This window comes from Pseudomonas sp. W2-17 (genome assembly GCF_041060445.1).
Taxonomy (GTDB): Bacteria; Pseudomonadota; Gammaproteobacteria; order Pseudomonadales; family Pseudomonadaceae; genus Aquipseudomonas.
This window is the reverse complement of sequence record NZ_JAUFNS010000029.1, coordinates 12,244-28,685: the sequence shown is the minus strand read 5'-3', so window position 1 is coordinate 28,685 and position 16,442 is coordinate 12,244. Positions and strand designations below refer to the sequence as shown.

General features: G+C 60.6%; 16 protein-coding genes. 6 read left to right on the top strand and 10 right to left on the bottom strand.

From position 1 onward, the window contains the following. Window positions 1-88: 88 nt before the first annotated feature. The 7 genes from folK to dksA all read right to left on the bottom strand — a co-directional run bounded on the left by folK (window position 89) and on the right by dksA (window position 8,940). Entirely contained in the window at window positions 89-571 is a 483-nt protein-coding gene (gene folK, locus QWI20_RS24760) for a 2-amino-4-hydroxy-6-hydroxymethyldihydropteridine diphosphokinase (protein WP_369307644.1), read from the bottom strand. 6 nt (window positions 572-577) lie between these two features. Continuing rightward, the gene (locus QWI20_RS24755) at window positions 578-1,975 is read right to left on the bottom strand and encodes a polynucleotide adenylyltransferase PcnB (protein ID WP_369307643.1); all 1,398 of its coding nucleotides are present in this window, start codon (window positions 1,973-1,975) and stop codon (window positions 578-580) included. A gap of 759 nt (window positions 1,976-2,734) precedes the next feature. Then, complete coding sequence (locus QWI20_RS24750; RefSeq protein ID WP_369307642.1) at window positions 2,735-4,174, bottom strand: sigma-54-dependent transcriptional regulator; 1,440 nt, start codon at window positions 4,172-4,174, stop codon at window positions 2,735-2,737. 22 nt (window positions 4,175-4,196) lie between these two features. Then, entirely contained in the window at window positions 4,197-7,151 is a 2,955-nt protein-coding gene (locus QWI20_RS24745; protein WP_369307641.1) for an ATP-binding protein, read from the bottom strand. Beyond that, window positions 7,135-7,311 carry a hypothetical protein gene (locus QWI20_RS24740; RefSeq protein ID WP_002552060.1) on the bottom strand — a complete coding sequence of 59 codons (177 nt, stop codon included), beginning with the start codon at window positions 7,309-7,311 and terminating at the stop codon, window positions 7,135-7,137. Before QWI20_RS24740 ends, QWI20_RS24745 begins: the two co-directional genes overlap by 17 nt. Window positions 7,312-7,432: 121 nt before the next feature. Further along, window positions 7,433-8,320 (bottom strand): tRNA glutamyl-Q(34) synthetase GluQRS, encoded by an 888-nt coding sequence (gene gluQRS, locus QWI20_RS24735; RefSeq protein ID WP_369307640.1) that lies wholly within the window; start codon window positions 8,318-8,320, stop codon window positions 7,433-7,435. 176 nt (window positions 8,321-8,496) lie between these two features. Then, window positions 8,497-8,940 carry an RNA polymerase-binding protein DksA gene (gene dksA / locus QWI20_RS24730; protein WP_065988293.1) on the bottom strand — a complete coding sequence of 148 codons (444 nt, stop codon included), beginning with the start codon at window positions 8,938-8,940 and terminating at the stop codon, window positions 8,497-8,499. Between the two features lie 362 nt (window positions 8,941-9,302). On the opposite strand from dksA, the gene QWI20_RS24725 reads away from it, so the two are divergent. Continuing rightward, on the top strand, window positions 9,303-10,475 hold the full coding sequence (locus QWI20_RS24725) for a pyridoxal phosphate-dependent aminotransferase (protein WP_369307639.1): 1,173 nt from the start codon (window positions 9,303-9,305) through the stop codon (window positions 10,473-10,475). Next, window positions 10,475-11,218: a DNA/RNA nuclease SfsA gene (gene sfsA, locus QWI20_RS24720; RefSeq protein ID WP_369307638.1), complete on the top strand. Its 744-nt coding sequence runs from the start codon at window positions 10,475-10,477 to the stop codon at window positions 11,216-11,218. The genes QWI20_RS24725 and sfsA overlap by 1 nt, the downstream gene beginning before the upstream one ends. Here sfsA and QWI20_RS24715 read toward each other — a convergent pair. After that, complete coding sequence (locus tag QWI20_RS24715; protein ID WP_369307658.1) at window positions 11,196-11,525, bottom strand: Rieske (2Fe-2S) protein; 330 nt, start codon at window positions 11,523-11,525, stop codon at window positions 11,196-11,198. The genes sfsA and QWI20_RS24715 overlap by 23 nt on opposite strands. Before the next feature lie 172 nt (window positions 11,526-11,697). On the opposite strand from QWI20_RS24715, the gene QWI20_RS24710 reads away from it, so the two are divergent. From QWI20_RS24710 to deoC, 4 genes are all read left to right on the top strand, one after another. Next, a complete protein-coding gene (locus QWI20_RS24710) occupies window positions 11,698-12,591 on the top strand; it encodes a hemin ABC transporter substrate-binding protein (protein WP_369307637.1) in 894 nt (297 codons plus the stop codon). A 50-nt stretch (window positions 12,592-12,641) separates the two neighbouring features. Continuing rightward, window positions 12,642-13,625, top strand: coding sequence for a FecCD family ABC transporter permease (locus QWI20_RS24705; RefSeq protein ID WP_369307657.1), 984 nt, complete (start codon window positions 12,642-12,644; stop codon window positions 13,623-13,625). After that, window positions 13,625-14,392: a heme ABC transporter ATP-binding protein gene (locus QWI20_RS24700; RefSeq protein ID WP_369307636.1), complete on the top strand. Its 768-nt coding sequence runs from the start codon at window positions 13,625-13,627 to the stop codon at window positions 14,390-14,392. Before QWI20_RS24705 ends, QWI20_RS24700 begins: the two co-directional genes overlap by 1 nt. 191 nt (window positions 14,393-14,583) lie before the next feature. Beyond that, window positions 14,584-15,360, top strand: a complete 777-nt coding sequence (deoC, locus tag QWI20_RS24695) for a deoxyribose-phosphate aldolase (protein WP_369307635.1) — start codon at window positions 14,584-14,586, stop codon at window positions 15,358-15,360. 189 nt (window positions 15,361-15,549) lie between these two features. Here deoC and QWI20_RS24690 read toward each other — a convergent pair whose 3' ends face one another. Together QWI20_RS24690 and QWI20_RS24685 are read right to left on the bottom strand one after the other, a co-directional pair. Beyond that, the gene (locus QWI20_RS24690) at window positions 15,550-15,828 is read right to left on the bottom strand and encodes a TfoX/Sxy family protein (protein ID WP_369307634.1); all 279 of its coding nucleotides are present in this window, start codon (window positions 15,826-15,828) and stop codon (window positions 15,550-15,552) included. Between the two features lie 242 nt (window positions 15,829-16,070). After that, on the bottom strand, window positions 16,071-16,415 hold the full coding sequence (locus QWI20_RS24685) for a pentapeptide repeat-containing protein (RefSeq protein ID WP_369307633.1): 345 nt from the start codon (window positions 16,413-16,415) through the stop codon (window positions 16,071-16,073). Between the last annotated feature and the right edge of the window lie 27 nt (window positions 16,416-16,442).

Genomic DNA, 16,442 nt, shown 5'->3' with positions numbered 1-16,442 from the left:
GCCCGGCTTTGGGACGCTTATCTTCGTGAGGAGGGGGCGGGAAGTCAATTCCGGGTGTTACCGGTTTGAACGTGCCTGCAGAACGGCGTCAGCTCGGCAATCGTTCCAGGCCTTCGAACGGGCACTGGGCAAGCAAATCATTCAGCGCGCGGCCATCGGCGAGGGTGATCCCCGGCGCCAACTCGGCCAGTGGGTACAGCACGAACGCGCGCACCTGCATTTGATAATGCGGCACCTTCAGTCTCGGCTCATCGATAAGGCGATCGCCAAACAGCAAGATGTCGAGGTCCAGCGTGCGCGGCCCCCAGCGTTCAAGGCGCTCGCGGCCCTGATCGTTTTCGATGCCTTGCAAGGCATCAAGCAGCGCGAGAGGAGGGAGCGAGGTGTCGAGCGCCGCGACTGCATTGGTGTAACGCGGCTGACCCGGCAACAGCGAGTCGCTGACATAAAAGGACGAAATGCCTGACAGACTGCTCTGCGGTAACAGGCCCATGGCCTTGATCGCTTCTCGCAATTGTTCGGCGGGGTCGGCCAGGTTGCTGCCCAGGCCGACGTAAACGCGCTCGATCATCGGGTGCTATTCCGCCCCGTCGACGCCGGCGCGTTTGCGCTTGCCGCTGCTGCTGCGACGGCGTTTGCGCGGAGCCTGGCCGGTAGCGTCGGGCTTGCTGCCCAGGTCACGAATCATGTCGCGGCGTCCGGAATCGTTGGCGTCCTGATAATCCGTCCACCATTCACCCAGCCCGTCGGTTTCTTCGCCGGCCAACTCACGTAGCAACAGAAAGTCGTAGCCGGCACGGAAGCGCGGGTTTTCCAGGAGCAGGTCGGCGCGCTTGCCCGAGCGGCGCGGCAGACGTTCCTGCATGTCCCAGATCTCGCGGATCGGCATGGTGAAGCGTTTCGGAATCGCGATTCGCTGGCACTGTTCGGTGATCAGCTCGTGAGCCGCTTCCTGCATAGCCGGGATCGGCGGCATACCGCGCTCTTGCAGACGCAGCACGCGCGCGGGCAGGGCAGGCCACAGCAATGCGGCAAACAGGAACGCCGGGGTGACCGGTTTGTTCTGCTTGATGCGCAGATCGGTGTTGGCCAGCGCTTCGCTGATCAGCGTGTGGGTATAGGTCGGATTGTATTCCAGCGCTTTGGAGCTGGCCGGAAACAGGGGCTCGAACAATTCGAGATCGACGAGCATCTCGAACGTCGCTTCGGCATAACCCGAGAGGAACAGCTTCAAGACTTCTTCAAACAGACGTGCCGAAGGGATGTCGCGCAGCATGGGCGCCAGCGGGCGGATGGGCGTGGCGCTGTGCTTCTCGATACCGAAATCCAGCTTGGCGGCGAAACGCACGGCCCGCAGCATGCGCACCGGGTCTTCCTTGTAACGCTGCTGTGGATCACCGATCAGACGAATCAGGCGATTGCGGATGTCGTGCACACCATTGGCGTAATCGAGGACGCGCTCGGTGACCGGATCGTAATACAGGGCGTTGATCGTGAAGTCGCGACGCTGGGCGTCGTCTTCGAGGGTGCCGTAGACGTTGTCACGCAGAATGCGCCCGCTCTCGTTACGTGAAGACTGGTTGCTGTCTTCATCTTCGTCATCGATCGGGTGATTGGCGCGGAAGGTCGCGACTTCAATGATTTCACGGCCGAAATGGATGTGAACCAGCTTGAAGCGGCGGCCGATGATACGGGCGTTGCGAAACTCGGCGCGGATCTGCTCGGGCGTGGCACTGGTGGCGACGTCGAAATCCTTGGGAGTGATGCCGAGCATCATGTCGCGGACGCAGCCGCCAACCAGATAGGCCTGGTAGCCGGCGGTCTGCAGGCGCTCGACGATGTTTACCGCATAGCGGCTGAATTGATTGCGTTGCAACGAATGCTGGCTGCTGCTGAGCACTTCAGGCGTTGTGCGCACATGTTGCTGCGGCTTGCGCAGTGGGGAACGGAATGACTGGAACAGCTTCTTCAGCATGGGAGGCACTGTTTGAAGGAATATTCGGCCAATTTCGAAGAGTGACCGCACGATGGGCGGGGATTCTAGCATTTAGTCGGGGGATGGTGTAGGAGGCAGCGCGATGGGTGCGTGCGGGTACTGAATGCGCTGCGTGGCGCGGGGTGTCGAGCGGGGGGGAAGTGTTTAGTGCGGATGCTACTGGGGGAGCCGAAGCTCCCCCAAAGTGCGTGCTCTTATTTTTATTGTCTGATGGGCTTTTTATTTTTGTTGACCGCCCAATTCACGGCTTTCGCCTGTGAAACCTCCCAATCGGGAGTCAAGAGCAAACGGATTGCTTTGGTCGCTGTGCGGCAGTGATCTATCGATCCAACCAGTTCAGGCTCTACCTAAGGGTAGTTTTTGTTGTTCTCGGCCTGGTTGCGGGACAAGTCCCAAATGCAACGCCTCTCCAAAACAATCAGTTAGCTGCGCCTCCGCCGTGTTGTTCTTGTTATGCGTGAGTCGATTCGTCTTGTTTTTATTATGTTGGTGTTTCGGGTGACTGATTTTTGTTGTTCTTGTACGGATACCTATAGCAGTACCTGTGCCAACTTTTGCAAAACGAGCTGCAGGCCGCTGAATCCAAGGGTGTGGCAAATTGACGCTATTTTGCGCGGGCGAAAAAAAAACCGGGGGTTCGTTACCGTACGCCCCGGTTTTGTTACGCCATCGTTTTTGAGGTAACAGTTTTTTCACATTGCCCGTAACCCGCGTGCCAGAGCCTGCGCAGTGGTTGACTCACGTTTCGCTGGCCACTCCGGTCTTGCGTCGCGGGATGCCCAGACGCTGGCGACGCTCCCACAGGCATTTGCGGCTGACGCCCAGCTTGCGGGCCAGCTCGGTTTCGGTCATGTGGTCCTGATGCTCCAGGACGAAGTGCTGGAAATAGTCCTCCAGCGACAAGTCCTCGGTCGGCTCGCCAGCGGTGGAACTTGACGAGCCTGACGTTTGCGGGGCAAGGCCGATGAACTCGTTAACGTCGAGATCGCTTAGCTCGATATCGATACCCAGCAGCTCTGCGGAAATGTCCGGGCTCTCGCACAGGATCACTGCGCGCTCGACCGCATTCTCCAGTTCCCGCACGTTGCCTGGCCACGAATAGTGCCGAATCGCCTGCTCGGCGTCCGGTGCAAAACGCAGGTCGTTGCGGCCGGCCTTGAGGCTTTGCCGCGCCAGAAACGCATTGGCGATCTCGTTGACGTCCGCGCCGCGTTCACGCAATGCGGGCAGCTTCAGCGCGATTACGTGAAGGCGGTAGTACAAGTCCTCGCGGAACTGGCCGACTTTGGCCAGGCTCTTGAGGTCGCGGTGAGTCGCTGCAATCAGGCGCACGTCGACTTTCTGCGACTGTACCGAGCCCACGCGGCGAATTTCGCCTTCCTGCAAGACGCGCAGGAGTCTCGCCTGAGCTTCCAACGGTAGCTCGCCGATCTCATCGAGGAAGAGAGTGCCACCGTCCGCCGCTTCAACCAGACCGGCGCGCCCGGCGCTGGCACCGGTGAAGGCGCCTTTTTCATGGCCGAACAGTTCGGATTCGATAAGGGATTCAGGGATCGCCGCACAGTTGACCGAAATCATCGGGGCCTTGGCGCGACGGGAAAGGTTATGCAGCGCGCGGGCCACCAGTTCCTTGCCGGTACCGGACTCGCCCTGAATCAGCACGTTGGAGTCGGTTGGCGCGACTTTGCGGATCTTGCTGTACATGTCCTGCATCTGCGGGCAGGAGCCGATGATGCCGATCTCGCCGTTGCTGTTGTCCGGACCGGACTTGTCGCCTGACGCAGTTTTTGCGGTGGCAGCGCGTTCGGCCTGCATGCTTTGCAGCGTCTGGCGATCACGCAGGATACGCGAGACGGCCTGAAGCATTTCGTCGTGGTCGAAAGGCTTGGCGATGTAATCCACCGCGCCCATTTTCATCGAGTCCACGGCCGAGCGCAGGCTGGCGTAACTGGTCATGATCAGCACCGGCTTGCCTTGGCCGAGCTTGATCAGCTCTGTGCCGGGGGCGCCGGGCAGGCGTAAATCGCTGACGATCAGGTCAAACGAAGGGATGCTGAAACGTTCCTGAGCTTCCTGCACGGATCCGGCTTCGCTGACCTGGTACTGATTACGTTCCAGCAGTCGACGCAGGGCGGAGCGGATGATGGTTTCGTCTTCCACGATCAAAATGTGAGGCATTGATTCGGTTCTCTCGACGGTCTCAGTTCACGGCGGACGTCGCTTCGACATGTCGCGGTAAGGTCACCCGAATCCGGGTTCCGCGTTGGTGCTCGGGGTCAGCCGGGCTGTCGATGGTGATTTGTCCATAATGCTCTTCAACGATGGAATAGACCAGCGCGAGCCCCAGTCCTGTTCCTTCGCCCGGATCCTTGGTGGTGAAGAAAGGTTCGAACAAGCGGTCCATGATCGCTTTCGGAATGCCGCTGCCTTCGTCTTCGACGATCAGATCGACCGTGTGTTCGGAGGCCTCGCTTTTCACCCGTACCGCACTGCCGGCGGGCGATGCGTCGCGGGCGTTGGACAGCAGATTGATCAACACCTGTGCGAGACGTTGTGGATCGCCGTCTACCCAGTGGTTCGGGTTGCACAGGTTGTAGAACTGCACTTCGTAATTGCGCCGGTTCAGCGCCAGCAGACCAATGGCATCCTGCGCCACCTCTGCCAGGCACACGGGTTCGTCGGCGTGTTGATGTCCGCCGGCGTGGGCGAAGCTCATCAGTGACTGCACGATGCGGGAAACGCGCTTGGTCTGCTCGATGATCTGGCTGCTGATTTCCGTCAGCTCGCTGTCTTCTTCGCGTTCTTCGCGCAGGTTCTGCGCCAGGCAGGCAATGCCGGTGATCGGGTTGCCGATTTCGTGGGCAACGCCGGCAGCCAGTCGGCCAATGCTCGCAAGCCGCTCGGAGTGCACCAGCTTGTCTTCAAGCATCTGGGTGTCGGTCAGGTCTTCAACCAGAATCACCAGCCCGCTGTTACCCGGCGCGAGCGGCTCATCGATGGCGGCCTTGTGCAGGTTGAGCCAGCGAGTCTGACCGTCGAGGCCCAGACGCTGCTTGTGCAAGTGCTCGTCAGGGACGTTGATGAAGCCCAGCAGCAGCTGCTTCCAGGGATCGACGATGGTCTCGAGCCGTGACCCGACGACGCGCTGAGCGCCGATGCCGGTCAGCTCTTCCATGGCCTTGTTCCACATCAGGATCTCCTGATCCTTGGCCAGGGAGCAAACACCCATCGGTAGCTCTTGCAAGGTCTGGCGGTGATAACGGCGCAGGGCGTCGAGCTCGGCAGCCAGGCCGGTGAGGCGGGAGTGGTAATCCTCGAGGCGGCTTTCGATGAAGTGGATGTCTTCGGTGACGTAGTTCTCGCTGCCGGACTTGTACGGCAGGAAGGTTTCGACCATGTCCTGCGCAACACTTGGCCCCATCAGGCCGGAGAGGTTGGCTTCGATACGGTCGCGCAAACGCCGCAGCGCATAAGGCCGGCGCTCGTCGAACGGCAGATAAAGATCCCGCAGCGCCTGTTCGACTTCCTTCTGCGCCGCTTTCGCGCCCAGAGGTTTGGCCAGTTGAGTGGCGAACTCCTGGGGCGAGGCCGCGTGCAGCTCGCGACGCTGTGGGCGGCGAACGTTGTCCACCGCGCAGGCCTCGGCTGCGCTCGCTTCTTCGGGGCTGGGATTGCTGAACAGCGAAATCAGGGTAAACACCAGCACGTTGGCCGCCAAAGAGGCAATTGCCGCCATGTGCCAGCTGGTGTCATCCAGCACGTAAATCATGTTCAGCAGCGGGATGTAGAACCCCTGGAAGTCGCCGATCAGCGGCAGCAACATGCTGACGGTCCAGACCGCAATGCCGGCGATCAGCCCGGCCATGAAACCGCGGCGGTTGGCGGCCGGCCAGTACAGCACCGACAGCACACCGGGCAGAAATTGCAATGTTGCAACGAATGCGACGATGCCCAGATTCGCCAGATTCTGCTTGGCGCCGAGCAAAAGGTAAAAGCCAAAGCCGGCCATGATGATCGCAACAATCAGGCCGCGCCGGGTCCACTTCAGCCAGCGATAGATATTACCTTCGGCAGGCGGCTGGTAAAGCGGCAGCACCAGATGGTTCAGCGCCATGCCGGACAGCGCCAGCGTGGTGACGATGATCAGCCCGCTCGCCGCAGAAAGTCCGCCGATATAGCCGAGCAAGGCCAGGGTCTTGCTGTGCGCGGCAATGCCAATACCCAGAGTGAAATATTCAGGGCTGGTGGTGGCGCCCAGTTTCAATCCGGCCCAGAGCACCAGTGGTACCGCCAGGCTCATCAGCAGCAGAAACAGTGGCAGACCCCAACTGGCGCTGACCAGCGAGCGCGGATTGAGGTTTTCGGTGAAGGTCATGTGATACATGTGCGGCATCACGATGGCCGAGGCGAAGAACACCAGCAGCAGCGTGCGCCACGGGCCTTCTTGCAGTGGCGTGTGCAACGCTGCCAGTGCGCTCTGGTTTTGCAGCAGCCACTGTTCAAGGCTCTGCGGTCCATCGAACACGCCGTACAGCGCATAGAGACCAATGCCACCGATGGCCACAAGCTTGATGACCGACTCGAAGGCGATGGCGAACACCAGCCCTTCGTGTTTCTCCCGCGTGGCGATGTGGCGCGAGCCGAAGAAAATGGTGAACAGCGTGATCAGTACGCAGAACGCAAAGGCCACGTAGTTGCGCACGGGTTCCCGGGTAAGAATGCCAATGGAGTCGGCCACGGCCTGAATCTGCAGTGCCAGCAACGGCAAGACGCCGATCAGCATAAAGATGGTCGTCAGTGCGCCCGCCCAGGTGCTGCGAAAGCGGAAGGCGAACAGATCGGCCAGTGACGAGAGCTGGTAGGTGCGGGTGATTTTGAGAATGGGGTAAAGCAGGACGGGGGCGAGCAGGAAAGCGCCGGACACCCCCAGATAACTCGACAGAAAGCCGTAGCCGTATTCGTAAGCCAGCCCCACCGTGCCGTAGAACGCCCACGCACTGGCGTAGACGCCAAGTGACAGCGTGTAGGTCAGCGGGTGACGAATGATCCAGCGCGGGATCAGGCCACGTTCACTGATCCAGGCAACGCCGAACAGCACCGTCAGGTAGGCGGCACTGACCAGAATCATCTGGGTCAGGCTAAAGCTCATCGGCATCTCGTTGGCTCTGCAGAATGAAGGTCACCACGATCAGGATCAGCCACAGCATGTACGGCCTGTACCAGGCGCCGGTGGCATCGATCCACCAGTCCATGATGGCCGGGGAAAACAGGTAGATACCCACCACCAGCAGCAGGACCAATCGATAGATATACATTTGGCCTCCCAGGTTGACTGACCAGACGATGACGGAGCGGCATGGTAACGGATGGCGATGGCGCTGCAAGCGACGTTTCCGCCACCTTTGTGCTGCCTCCCTGTGAATCGGCCGAGCGAGCTCAGTCTATTCGAGCTTCCTCGATAGCGCCCAGGCGGGGTATCGAATCGGCATTCCAGTGGGCAATGGCCCAATCCAGTACCTCTCGGGGCGTAGCGTGGTTCAGTTCATCCGGCGCCTTTTGCCCCAGCGCGCGGAGCCCTCGAAGCAGCAACGGCGTGGCCTGATCGGGTGGCAGCGGTGGCGAGCGGTAGGATTTACCCAGTTTGTGGCCGTCGGGTTGGGTGATCAGAGGCACATGAAGGTAGCGCGGTTGCGGCAGGCCCAGCAGTTCCTGCAGGTACAGCTGACGTGGCGTGGAGTCGAGCAGATCAGCGCCGCGTACGATGTCGGTTACGCCTTGCCAGCCGTCGTCGAGGACAACCGCCAGTTGGTAGGCGTAAAAGCCGTCCCGGCGACGAATGATGAAATCCCCCGCATCGCGTCCCAGATGCTGACGAAACCCGCCCTGTACCCGGTCTTCGAAGCGGTATTCCAGCTCCGGCACCCGAATCCGGATGGCGGCGTCCTCGGGTGAATGCCCCGCGTTGCGACAAAAGCCCGGGTAAATGCCGTTGTAGCCTTCCAGTTGCTTGCGCGAACAGGTGCACGCGTACGCGAGGCCTTGGCTGAACCACCGATGGATGATCGCCTGGTAAGCCTCATGCCGGTCGCTTTGCCTAACCAGTTCGCCGTCCCATTCGAACCCGTAGGCTTCGAGGGTCTGGAGTATCCCCGCCTGGGCACCCGGCACCTCGCGGGGAGGGTCGATATCTTCCATGCGCATCAGCCACTTTCCGCCGACCGAACGGGCGTCGAGATAGGAGGCCAGCGCTGCGACCAGAGAGCCGAAGTGCAGATAACCGCTGGGGGTCGGCGCAAAGCGCCCTATATAAGAAGGGTTTTTCATGGGCGCTGATGGTACTGGAAATAAAACGTACGAAATACCGGACGACCTGTCGTGCAGTGTGGGAAAACGCGACGCCCCCGTAGGGTACATTCCAGTCCACACCGTCGGACGCACGGGCGGTCAATGCGGGGAAACAAAAAAGGACGCCGAGGCGTCCTTTTACTGAATAAACAGGATCACTTACCGACCTGTTTTTCCTTGATTTCAGCAAGGCTTTTGCAGTCAACGCACATGTCGGCCGTTGGACGGGCCTCAAGGCGCTTGATACCGATCTCGACGCCGCACGATTCGCACCAGCCGTATTCCTTGTCCTGAATCAGCTGCAGCGTCTTGTCGATCTTCTTGATCAACTTGCGCTCACGATCGCGGGCGCGCAGTTCCAGCGCGAACTCTTCTTCCTGGCTTGCACGGTCTGCAGGGTCAGGGAAGTTAGCCGCCTCGTCCTTCATGTGAACAACCGTGCGGTCAACTTCTACCATCAACTCCTGTTTCCACTTGGACAGGATCTTGGTGAAGTGCTTGCGCATGGGGTCGCCCATGTATTCCTCACCCTTCGTCGCGACGTAGGGCTCGAAACCACTGATTGCCGGGGTGCTCTTTTGCTTTTCTTCGGTGGGCATGAACGGACCGCCTCTCACTCTTCTAAGCCATTACACAGGTTAAGATCCATCGCCGACACCTGCCGGCCCTGCGGCTGCAAGCGGGCGAACTTACCAGATCGAATCGGAGCGCGCTACTCCCGGTTGTCGAGGATGGCCTGCAGTACGCACGTGGACTATGACCACAGCCTGAGCGCCCGGTTTTATCTATTTTTCACTGCGCTGAGTTTAGTGCCTGCGGCGCGAGCGCCCGGTTTTCTGGACTGTCGGCTGCACGTCGCTGCTGCTCAGGCCGATAAACGCTGTAGCCCGCCCGGGCGGATGAGTAGAATCGGCGACTTATCTCGCCACCCCTCACCCCACACTTCACCACAGGAAGGCCCATGCCACAGCCCTACAGTGCGCGCAGCCGCGCCATAGAACCCTTTCATGTCATGGCGCTGCTGGCGCGGGCGAATGAACTGCAAGCGGCGGGGCATGACGTTATACACCTGGAGATCGGCGAGCCGGATTTCACCACCGCCGAGCCGATCATCAAGGCCGGTCAGGCGGCGTTGGCTGCTGGCAAGACCCGTTATACGGCGGCCCGTGGTCTGCCGGAACTGCGCGAGGCCATCTCGGGCTTTTACGCTCAGCGTTACGGCGTGAACGTCGATCCGGGCAGAATTCTGATCACGCCGGGCGGCTCGGGTGCATTGCTGCTGGCGGCGAGCCTGCTGGTCGATCCCGGCAAACACTGGCTTTTGGCTGATCCGGGTTACCCCTGCAACCGGCATTTTCTGCGGCTTGTCGAGGGCGCCGCGCAGTTGGTGCCCGTGGGGCCGGACGTGCGTTATCAACTAACGGCCGATCTGGTCGCTCAATACTGGAACGAGGACAGCGTGGGTGCGCTGGTGGCTTCTCCGGCCAATCCGACCGGGACATTGCTGCACCGCGACGAACTCGCTGCACTTTCGGCGTCGCTCAAGGCACGGGATGGGCACCTGGTGGTTGACGAGATCTATCACGGTCTGACCTACGGCACCGACGCGAGCAGCGTGCTGGAAGTCGATAACGACGCCTTCGTGCTGAATAGTTTTTCCAAGTATTTCGGCATGACCGGTTGGCGACTCGGTTGGCTGGTTGCTCCGGAGGCGGCGGTCGGTGATCTGGAAAAGCTGGCGCAGAATCTTTACATCAGCGCGCCGAGCATGGCGCAAAGTGCGGCACTCGCCTGTTTCGAGCCACAGACTCTGGAGATCCTCGAGCAACGTCGTGCCGAGTTTGCCCGCCGTCGCGACTTCCTGCTTCCGGCGCTGCGCGAACTGGGCTTCACCATTGCAGTGGAGCCAGAGGGCGCCTTCTATCTATACGCAGATATCAGCGCGTTCGGCGGCGACGCGTTTGCGTTCTGCCATCACTTCCTGGAAACCGAGCACGTCGCGTTCACGCCCGGGCTGGATTTCGGTCGGTACCGCGCCGGGCATCATGTGCGATTCGCCTACACCCAAAGCCTGCCTCGGCTTCAGGAGGCGGTCGAGCGAATAGGCCGTGGTCTGCGGAGTTGGCAAGGCTGATGCGTTTCTCACCTCCACTTGAAGAAGGCCGGCTGATTCAGCGCTACAAGCGCTTCCTTGCCGACATCGAGACCGCCAGCGGCGAGCGGCTGACGATTCACTGTCCCAACACGGGTTCGATGTTCAATTGCATGATGCCGGGTGGTCGCGTCTGGTTCAGCAGGTCCAATGACCCCAAGCGCAAGCTGCCGGGCACCTGGGAAATTACCGAAACACCACAGGGGCGGCTCGCTTGCGTCAACACCGCGCGCGCCAACAGGCTGGTAGAAGAAGCACTTCTGGCCGGCGTGATCACGGAGTTGGAAGGGTTTACGGCGCTCAAGCGCGAGGTTGCCTATGGCCAGGAAAACAGTCGCGTCGACTTCCGCCTGGATTACCCCGATGGCCCGCTGTACCTGGAAGTCAAAAGCGTGACCCTGGGTTTTGATGACAGCCGGGTGGCTGCGTTTCCCGATGCGGTCACTCAGCGCGGCGCGAAGCACCTGCGTGAATTGGCGGCCCTGGCGAGGGAGGGGGTGCGCGCCGTGTTGCTGTACTGCGTGAACCTCACAGGCATCGATGCCGTCCGGCCCGCCGCCGAAATCGACGCAGCCTACGCCGCTGCGTTGCTTGAGGCGGCTGCGGCAGGGGTTGAAATCCTGGCGTATGGCGTGGAGCTGACCCCTGACGAAGTGCGCATTGATCGGCGCCTTGAGATTCACCTCATGGAAACGCGCTCGCTCAGTCCGGTGCCACTGGATTAATCCAGATGCCCTGAGCGTCTTCGCCGCAGTCGATAGCCCTCAGGGATTTGCCCTCGCAGGGGCCGGCGACGCACTCGCCGTTCTCGATCAGGAACAGCGCACCGTGAGTGGCGCACTGGATCAGACTGGCGCTGGCATCGAGAAATTCATCGGGCTGCCATTCCAGCGCCACACCGCGATGGGGACACCGATTGGCGTACACATAAACCTGACCCCCTCGCCGGACGGCCAGAATCTTGAGCTCATCGACATCGAACCCGAGGCTTTTGCCTTCAATCAGCGCAGCGCTGTCGCACAGATATTTCAGCGTGGTCTCCTTGGCGCTTGACGCTCAAATGCAAATAATTATCAAATGCCTGGCCGTAGCAGGCTGCGCATTCTGCCAGCAGTCAAACCCGCCAGTCGATGAACGAAATCCAGCCAGTCGCGCCTACTAGAGGTGATCGACTGCGCTTTCATTTATAGAGGACGCACCTTTTATGCGCTTGGCATCCCAACTGATCGCGATCATGGCAGGACTGTTTATCGCCCATCTGGCCGCGGCCGCTTCACCTGAACCGCAACGGTGGGTCAGTGCCGGCGGCGCCTTGACGGAGTGGATCGTTGCTCTGGGCGGAGAGTCGCGTCTGGTGGGCGTGGACAGCACGAGTCAGCACCCGGCGTCGGTCAAATCGCTGCCGGGCATCGGCTATCAACGGCAATTGTCGGCGGAAGGCATCCTCGCGTTGCGTCCGAAGATGCTGATAGGCACCGACGAAATGGGGCCGCCTCCGGTCATTCAGCAAATTCAAGCGGCAGGCGTGCAGGTCGAGGTGTTATCGGCCAACGCAGCGCTGCCCGCGCTTCAGGCTAACCTGGAACGGCTCGGCGCGTTGATGGGGAAGGAGGGCGAGGCACGGCGGTTGAGCGACCAATACCTGCAGCGCCTGGCGAAGGAGCATGACCGAGTGACACAGCTGAAGCGCGCCGTGCCGGGTGTTCTGTTGCTGGTCAGCCATGCAGGCGGCGCGCCGATGGTGGCTGGGGCCGGGACTGTTGGCGACTGGCTGATCAACCAGGCGGGCGGCCGCAATCTGGCGACCCATAACGGCTACAAGGTATTTTCCACTGAGGCCATGAGCGGGTTAAGTCCTGTTGTGCTCGTTATCAGTGACCGGGCTCAAAACGGTGTTCAGCCCCGCGAGGCATTGTTGCGTGAAAATCCGCTGCTCGGGGCAACCAAGGCTGTTCGGGATAACCGCGTGATCGAAATTGATCCGACGTTACTGGTGGGCGGTCTTGGGCCTCGATTGCCGGACGCAGTCAGATCACTGGCAGATGCGTTTTATCCCGACGTAGCCCCCCTTAGCGCCAGGGTCTCGAACACCCCATGAAGTTTGATTTCGGCTCCAGAACCTTGTTCATCCCGCTGGCCCTGGCCTGTTTGCTGGCCATATGGCTGTCCCTGGCGCTCGGGCCTGTCAGTCTGCCGATGATGGACACCTTGCGCGCACTTCTTCATCTGGCAGGCGTGCCGGTGGCGGGTGACAACCTGCAGCAGGCGGAACTGATCGTGGGCCAGATCCGCCTGCCCCGGACGTTGCTCGGACTGGCTGTCGGTGCTGTGCTGGCGTTGTCTGGCGTGGCCATGCAAGGGTTGTTTCGCAATCCCCTCGCCGATCCCGGTCTGGTCGGGGTCTCCAGTGGCGCGGCGCTGGGCGCTGCGGTGGCCATTGTCGCCGGAGCATCCCTGGGCGGTTTGCCTGAGGCGTTCCAGCCGTATCTGCTGTCCATCTGCGCTTTCGCCGGTGGGCTTGGGGTGACCGCAATCGTCTATCGGCTCGGACGCCGCGATGGCCGAACCAGCGTCAGCACCATGCTGCTGGCGGGGGTGGCGATGACCGCGCTGGCCGGTTCGATCATCGGCCTGTTCACGTATCTGGCCGATGACGCCAGCCTGCGAACGCTGACGTTCTGGAATCTGGGCACGCTCAACGGCGCCAGTTATGCCCGGCTCTGGCCTCTTTTGCTGGTTTGCGTGGCGGTTACCCTCTGGCTGCCGCGTCGAGCCAAGGCGCTCAATGCATTGCTGCTGGGAGAATCGGAGGCGCGTCACCTGGGCATCGAGGTCGAACGCCTCAAGCGTGAGCTGATTTTGTGCATCGCCCTCGGTGTGGGGGCCGCCGTCGCGGCGGCGGGGCTGATCGGTTTCATCGGCCTCATCGTGCCGCACCTGGTGCGACTGCTGACCGGGCCGGACCACCGCGTTGTTCTTCCCGCCTCAGCGCTGGCAGGCGCCACGCTGCTGCTCTTGGCAGATATCTTCGCCCGACTGGTGATGGCGCCGGCGGAGCTGCCGATCGGGATTGTCACCGTGTTCATTGGCGCGCCGTTTTTCCTTTTCCTGCTGGTTCGAGGGCGTCGCTGATGTTGATCGCCAATGACCTGGGCATCATGCGTGATGGCAAACAGGTGGTCGTCAACATCGACTTGGCATTGGCGCCCGGTCAGATGCTTGGCGTGCTGGGCCCCAATGGTGCCGGGAAAAGTACGCTGATGGCTACCCTGTGCGGCGAGCTTGCCCCGACCCACGGCCAAGTGTTGCTGGACGACATTCCCCTCAATCAATGGCGTGGCCCCGAGCGTGCGCGGCGGCTGGCCGTACTGCCGCAGAGTTCGACATTGAGTTTCGCGTTCAAGGTCGAGGAAGTGGTTGCGATGGGCCGCTTGCCTCATGACAGCGGTCAGCAACGTGACGATGAAATCACCCAGCACGCCCTTAAGGCCGCCGATGCGCTGCACCTGCTGGGCCGCAGCTATCTGACGCTGTCGGGAGGCGAGTGTCAGCGGGTTCATCTGGCGCGGGTGCTGGCTCAGGTGTGGCCAGGCGAGGAAGGTCAGATTTTGTTGCTGGACGAGCCAACCTCGGCGCTCGACCCGCTGCATCAGCACACCACGCTGTCGGCCGTTCGCGCATTCGCCGACCGTGGCGGCGCGGTGATGGTAATCCTGCATGACTTGAACCTGGCCGCCCGTTATTGCGATCGCCTGTTGCTGCTGGATCAAGGGCTTGCATATCTGTCTGGTACACCACAGCAAGTGCTGACGCCTGAAGCGCTAAAGTCGGTGTTCGGTCTGGATGTTCTGGTGCAGCCCCATCCCGAGCGTGGGCATCCGCTGGTGATCGCTCGCTGAAGTGGGCTCCGTATCGAACGGCATCAGCTGCTTTTATCGGCGTAGCCGCCCCACTTCCGTTGCTCGTGCGGGCAACGTCCTTCGGACAATTCTTGTAATCATGTAGGCCTGCTCTTTTGCGTCTTTGTGGCCGTTCAGGCACAGCCGTTCTCGACTATCGTCGCCCCAAGCAAAGGCATTGAGGGTGTGTAATGAACGATATAAATGAAGCGATTGACGTGTATGAGGTCGATGCGTCACTGGCGCAACTGGCTATTGGCCTGATGGAATTGGCTTCGCTGAACGCCGACGACACGCCGGAAAAGATTATTGCGTTGTGTCATCGAGCCCTGACACCTGTGGGGTATGTTGCTGCCGTCTGCGTAATGCCCCGATTCGCAGGACTGGCGCGGCGCACGCTCGACAGCCTTCATGCGCGGGAGATCAAAGTCGTGGCCGCGGTCAACTTTCCGAGCGGTTCGCCTTCTGTCAGCTCCGCCGAGTCGGAAACCCTGGCGGCGATCCTCGCGGGTGCCGACGAAATCGATCTGGTCTACCCCTTTCACGCGTTGCTTGGCGGGGACAGGCAGATTGGCGCGGACATCATTAATGCCTGCAAAGCCAGGTGCGGTCGGGCAGCATTGACCGTTACGCTGGAAACCGGCGTGCTGCGTGATCCGCAGGTCATTCACGGCGCAAGCTGTGTGGCAATTCAGGAGGGCGCCAACTTTCTGAAAACCAGCACGGGCAAACACATCATCAACGCGACGCCTCAGGCCAGCCGGATTTTGATTGCGGCCATCGCCGAGTCAGGCGCGCATGTGGGCATCAACGTTTCCGGAAATGTGCGGACGCTCGATGAAGCGCGGGTACACATGGATCTGGTCAAGGCACGATTCGGCCCACGCTGGCTTGAGCAGGGGAGATTGCGGCTCGGGGCGACCAGCCTGCTGGATGATCTGTTGGTCCGTCTGGGCGTAGGCCCTTGAATCGCAGGCAAAAAAAGACCCGGCAAAGAGCCGGGTCAAAAACCGTGATTAGCCTGATGAGGAGATAATCTGAGAGTCCGAACCAAGGAGCCTTTCAGGTTATCGGCCAGTCTCGCGACCGGATGTGATAATCATAGTGATTCTCATTTGTAAGTCAACAATGTTCTGCAGCTATTTTGCTGTGCGAGCTCAGCGTTCCCCTATTGCCCCAGGGCTCACGTTCCTCAATTCGGTGTCCAGAGAGTCTTTATATTCTTGAGGCAGCTCGCTCCAAGGGCGATTCGACAACGCGCCTTCGAGTGAATACAGCAGCGCTTTGGATGCTCGGAAGCCCCTGACCTTGACGGCCCGGTAGGCCTGGATTGCGCCAAGACGTCGCAGGTCGGCGACAGTGTGAATGCCCGCAGCGTGAAGCCATTGAACCGAGGTCTTCCCCAGATTCTTCATACCCAATAACTCATCGTCCATGATTGCAGCCCTTTCTAGTCATTCCATGTAATAACCTCTCCGTAGGCTCGACACAAACTGAAAAGGCGAACCATGCTCTTGAGCGTAGACGCCCTCGAATCGGTCTGCGAGAAATCGTCAGTGGAACGCGGCGCACGCCGCCGAACGGTAGGGGTCAAGTGAGGAGGAAAGGCGGGTACGGGCCCGGCACGGCGGCGCATGCGGGGCGAGGCATAGAGCGAGGTTTGGCGGCTGCGATGACGTTAGCGGGTGCGATAACGCAGGCGCGTACCGAAATTGACCGACATGAGGATTTCGTCAGCACTCAGCTCTGGCGGGAAGTACGCCCCGGATATCTGCGCGTGGGCAATGCTCGCACCCTCGAGCCTGGTTGTCCGGAAGTCAACGCCACGCAGGTCCGCAGATCTGAAGTAAGCGTCGCTGAAATCGACCTCTTCGGCATTGAGCTCACGCAGGTCGAGACCACGAAAATCCCCACCCGAAAGATCAACAGGGCCCTGCTTGGGCCGTTCGAGATTGAAGGCGGTCACGTCGTCTTTCCGCAGTAGCGCGAACAGAGGCGAGTCGAGCTGTTTGGGCTGGTTCATCTGACGTCTCCTTTGTTGGAATTCTGA

What these genes read in the sequence shown, in the direction of transcription:
- QWI20_RS24685 (WP_369307633.1), bottom strand. Translation starts at nt 16,415, where the DNA reads ATGAACCAGCCCAAACAGCTCGACTCGCCTCTGTTCGCGCTACTGCGG.
- QWI20_RS24725 (WP_369307639.1), top strand. Translation starts at nt 9,303, where the DNA reads ATGCCACAGCCCTACAGTGCGCGCAGCCGCGCCATAGAACCCTTTCAT.
- QWI20_RS24740 (WP_002552060.1), bottom strand. Translation starts at nt 7,311, where the DNA reads ATGTATATCTATCGATTGGTCCTGCTGCTGGTGGTGGGTATCTACCTG.
- QWI20_RS24710 (WP_369307637.1), top strand. Translation starts at nt 11,698, where the DNA reads ATGCGCTTGGCATCCCAACTGATCGCGATCATGGCAGGACTGTTTATC.
- dksA (WP_065988293.1), bottom strand. Translation starts at nt 8,940, where the DNA reads ATGCCCACCGAAGAAAAGCAAAAGAGCACCCCGGCAATCAGTGGTTTC.
- QWI20_RS24700 (WP_369307636.1), top strand. Translation starts at nt 13,625, where the DNA reads ATGTTGATCGCCAATGACCTGGGCATCATGCGTGATGGCAAACAGGTG.
- deoC (WP_369307635.1), top strand. Translation starts at nt 14,584, where the DNA reads ATGAACGATATAAATGAAGCGATTGACGTGTATGAGGTCGATGCGTCA.
- folK (WP_369307644.1), bottom strand. Translation starts at nt 571, where the DNA reads ATGATCGAGCGCGTTTACGTCGGCCTGGGCAGCAACCTGGCCGACCCC.
- QWI20_RS24750 (WP_369307642.1), bottom strand. Translation starts at nt 4,174, where the DNA reads ATGCCTCACATTTTGATCGTGGAAGACGAAACCATCATCCGCTCCGCC.
- QWI20_RS24690 (WP_369307634.1), bottom strand. Translation starts at nt 15,828, where the DNA reads ATGGACGATGAGTTATTGGGTATGAAGAATCTGGGGAAGACCTCGGTT.
- QWI20_RS24745 (WP_369307641.1), bottom strand. Translation starts at nt 7,151, where the DNA reads ATGCCGATGAGCTTTAGCCTGACCCAGATGATTCTGGTCAGTGCCGCC.
- QWI20_RS24755 (WP_369307643.1), bottom strand. Translation starts at nt 1,975, where the DNA reads ATGCTGAAGAAGCTGTTCCAGTCATTCCGTTCCCCACTGCGCAAGCCG.
- sfsA (WP_369307638.1), top strand. Translation starts at nt 10,475, where the DNA reads ATGCGTTTCTCACCTCCACTTGAAGAAGGCCGGCTGATTCAGCGCTAC.
- gluQRS (WP_369307640.1), bottom strand. Translation starts at nt 8,320, where the DNA reads ATGAAAAACCCTTCTTATATAGGGCGCTTTGCGCCGACCCCCAGCGGT.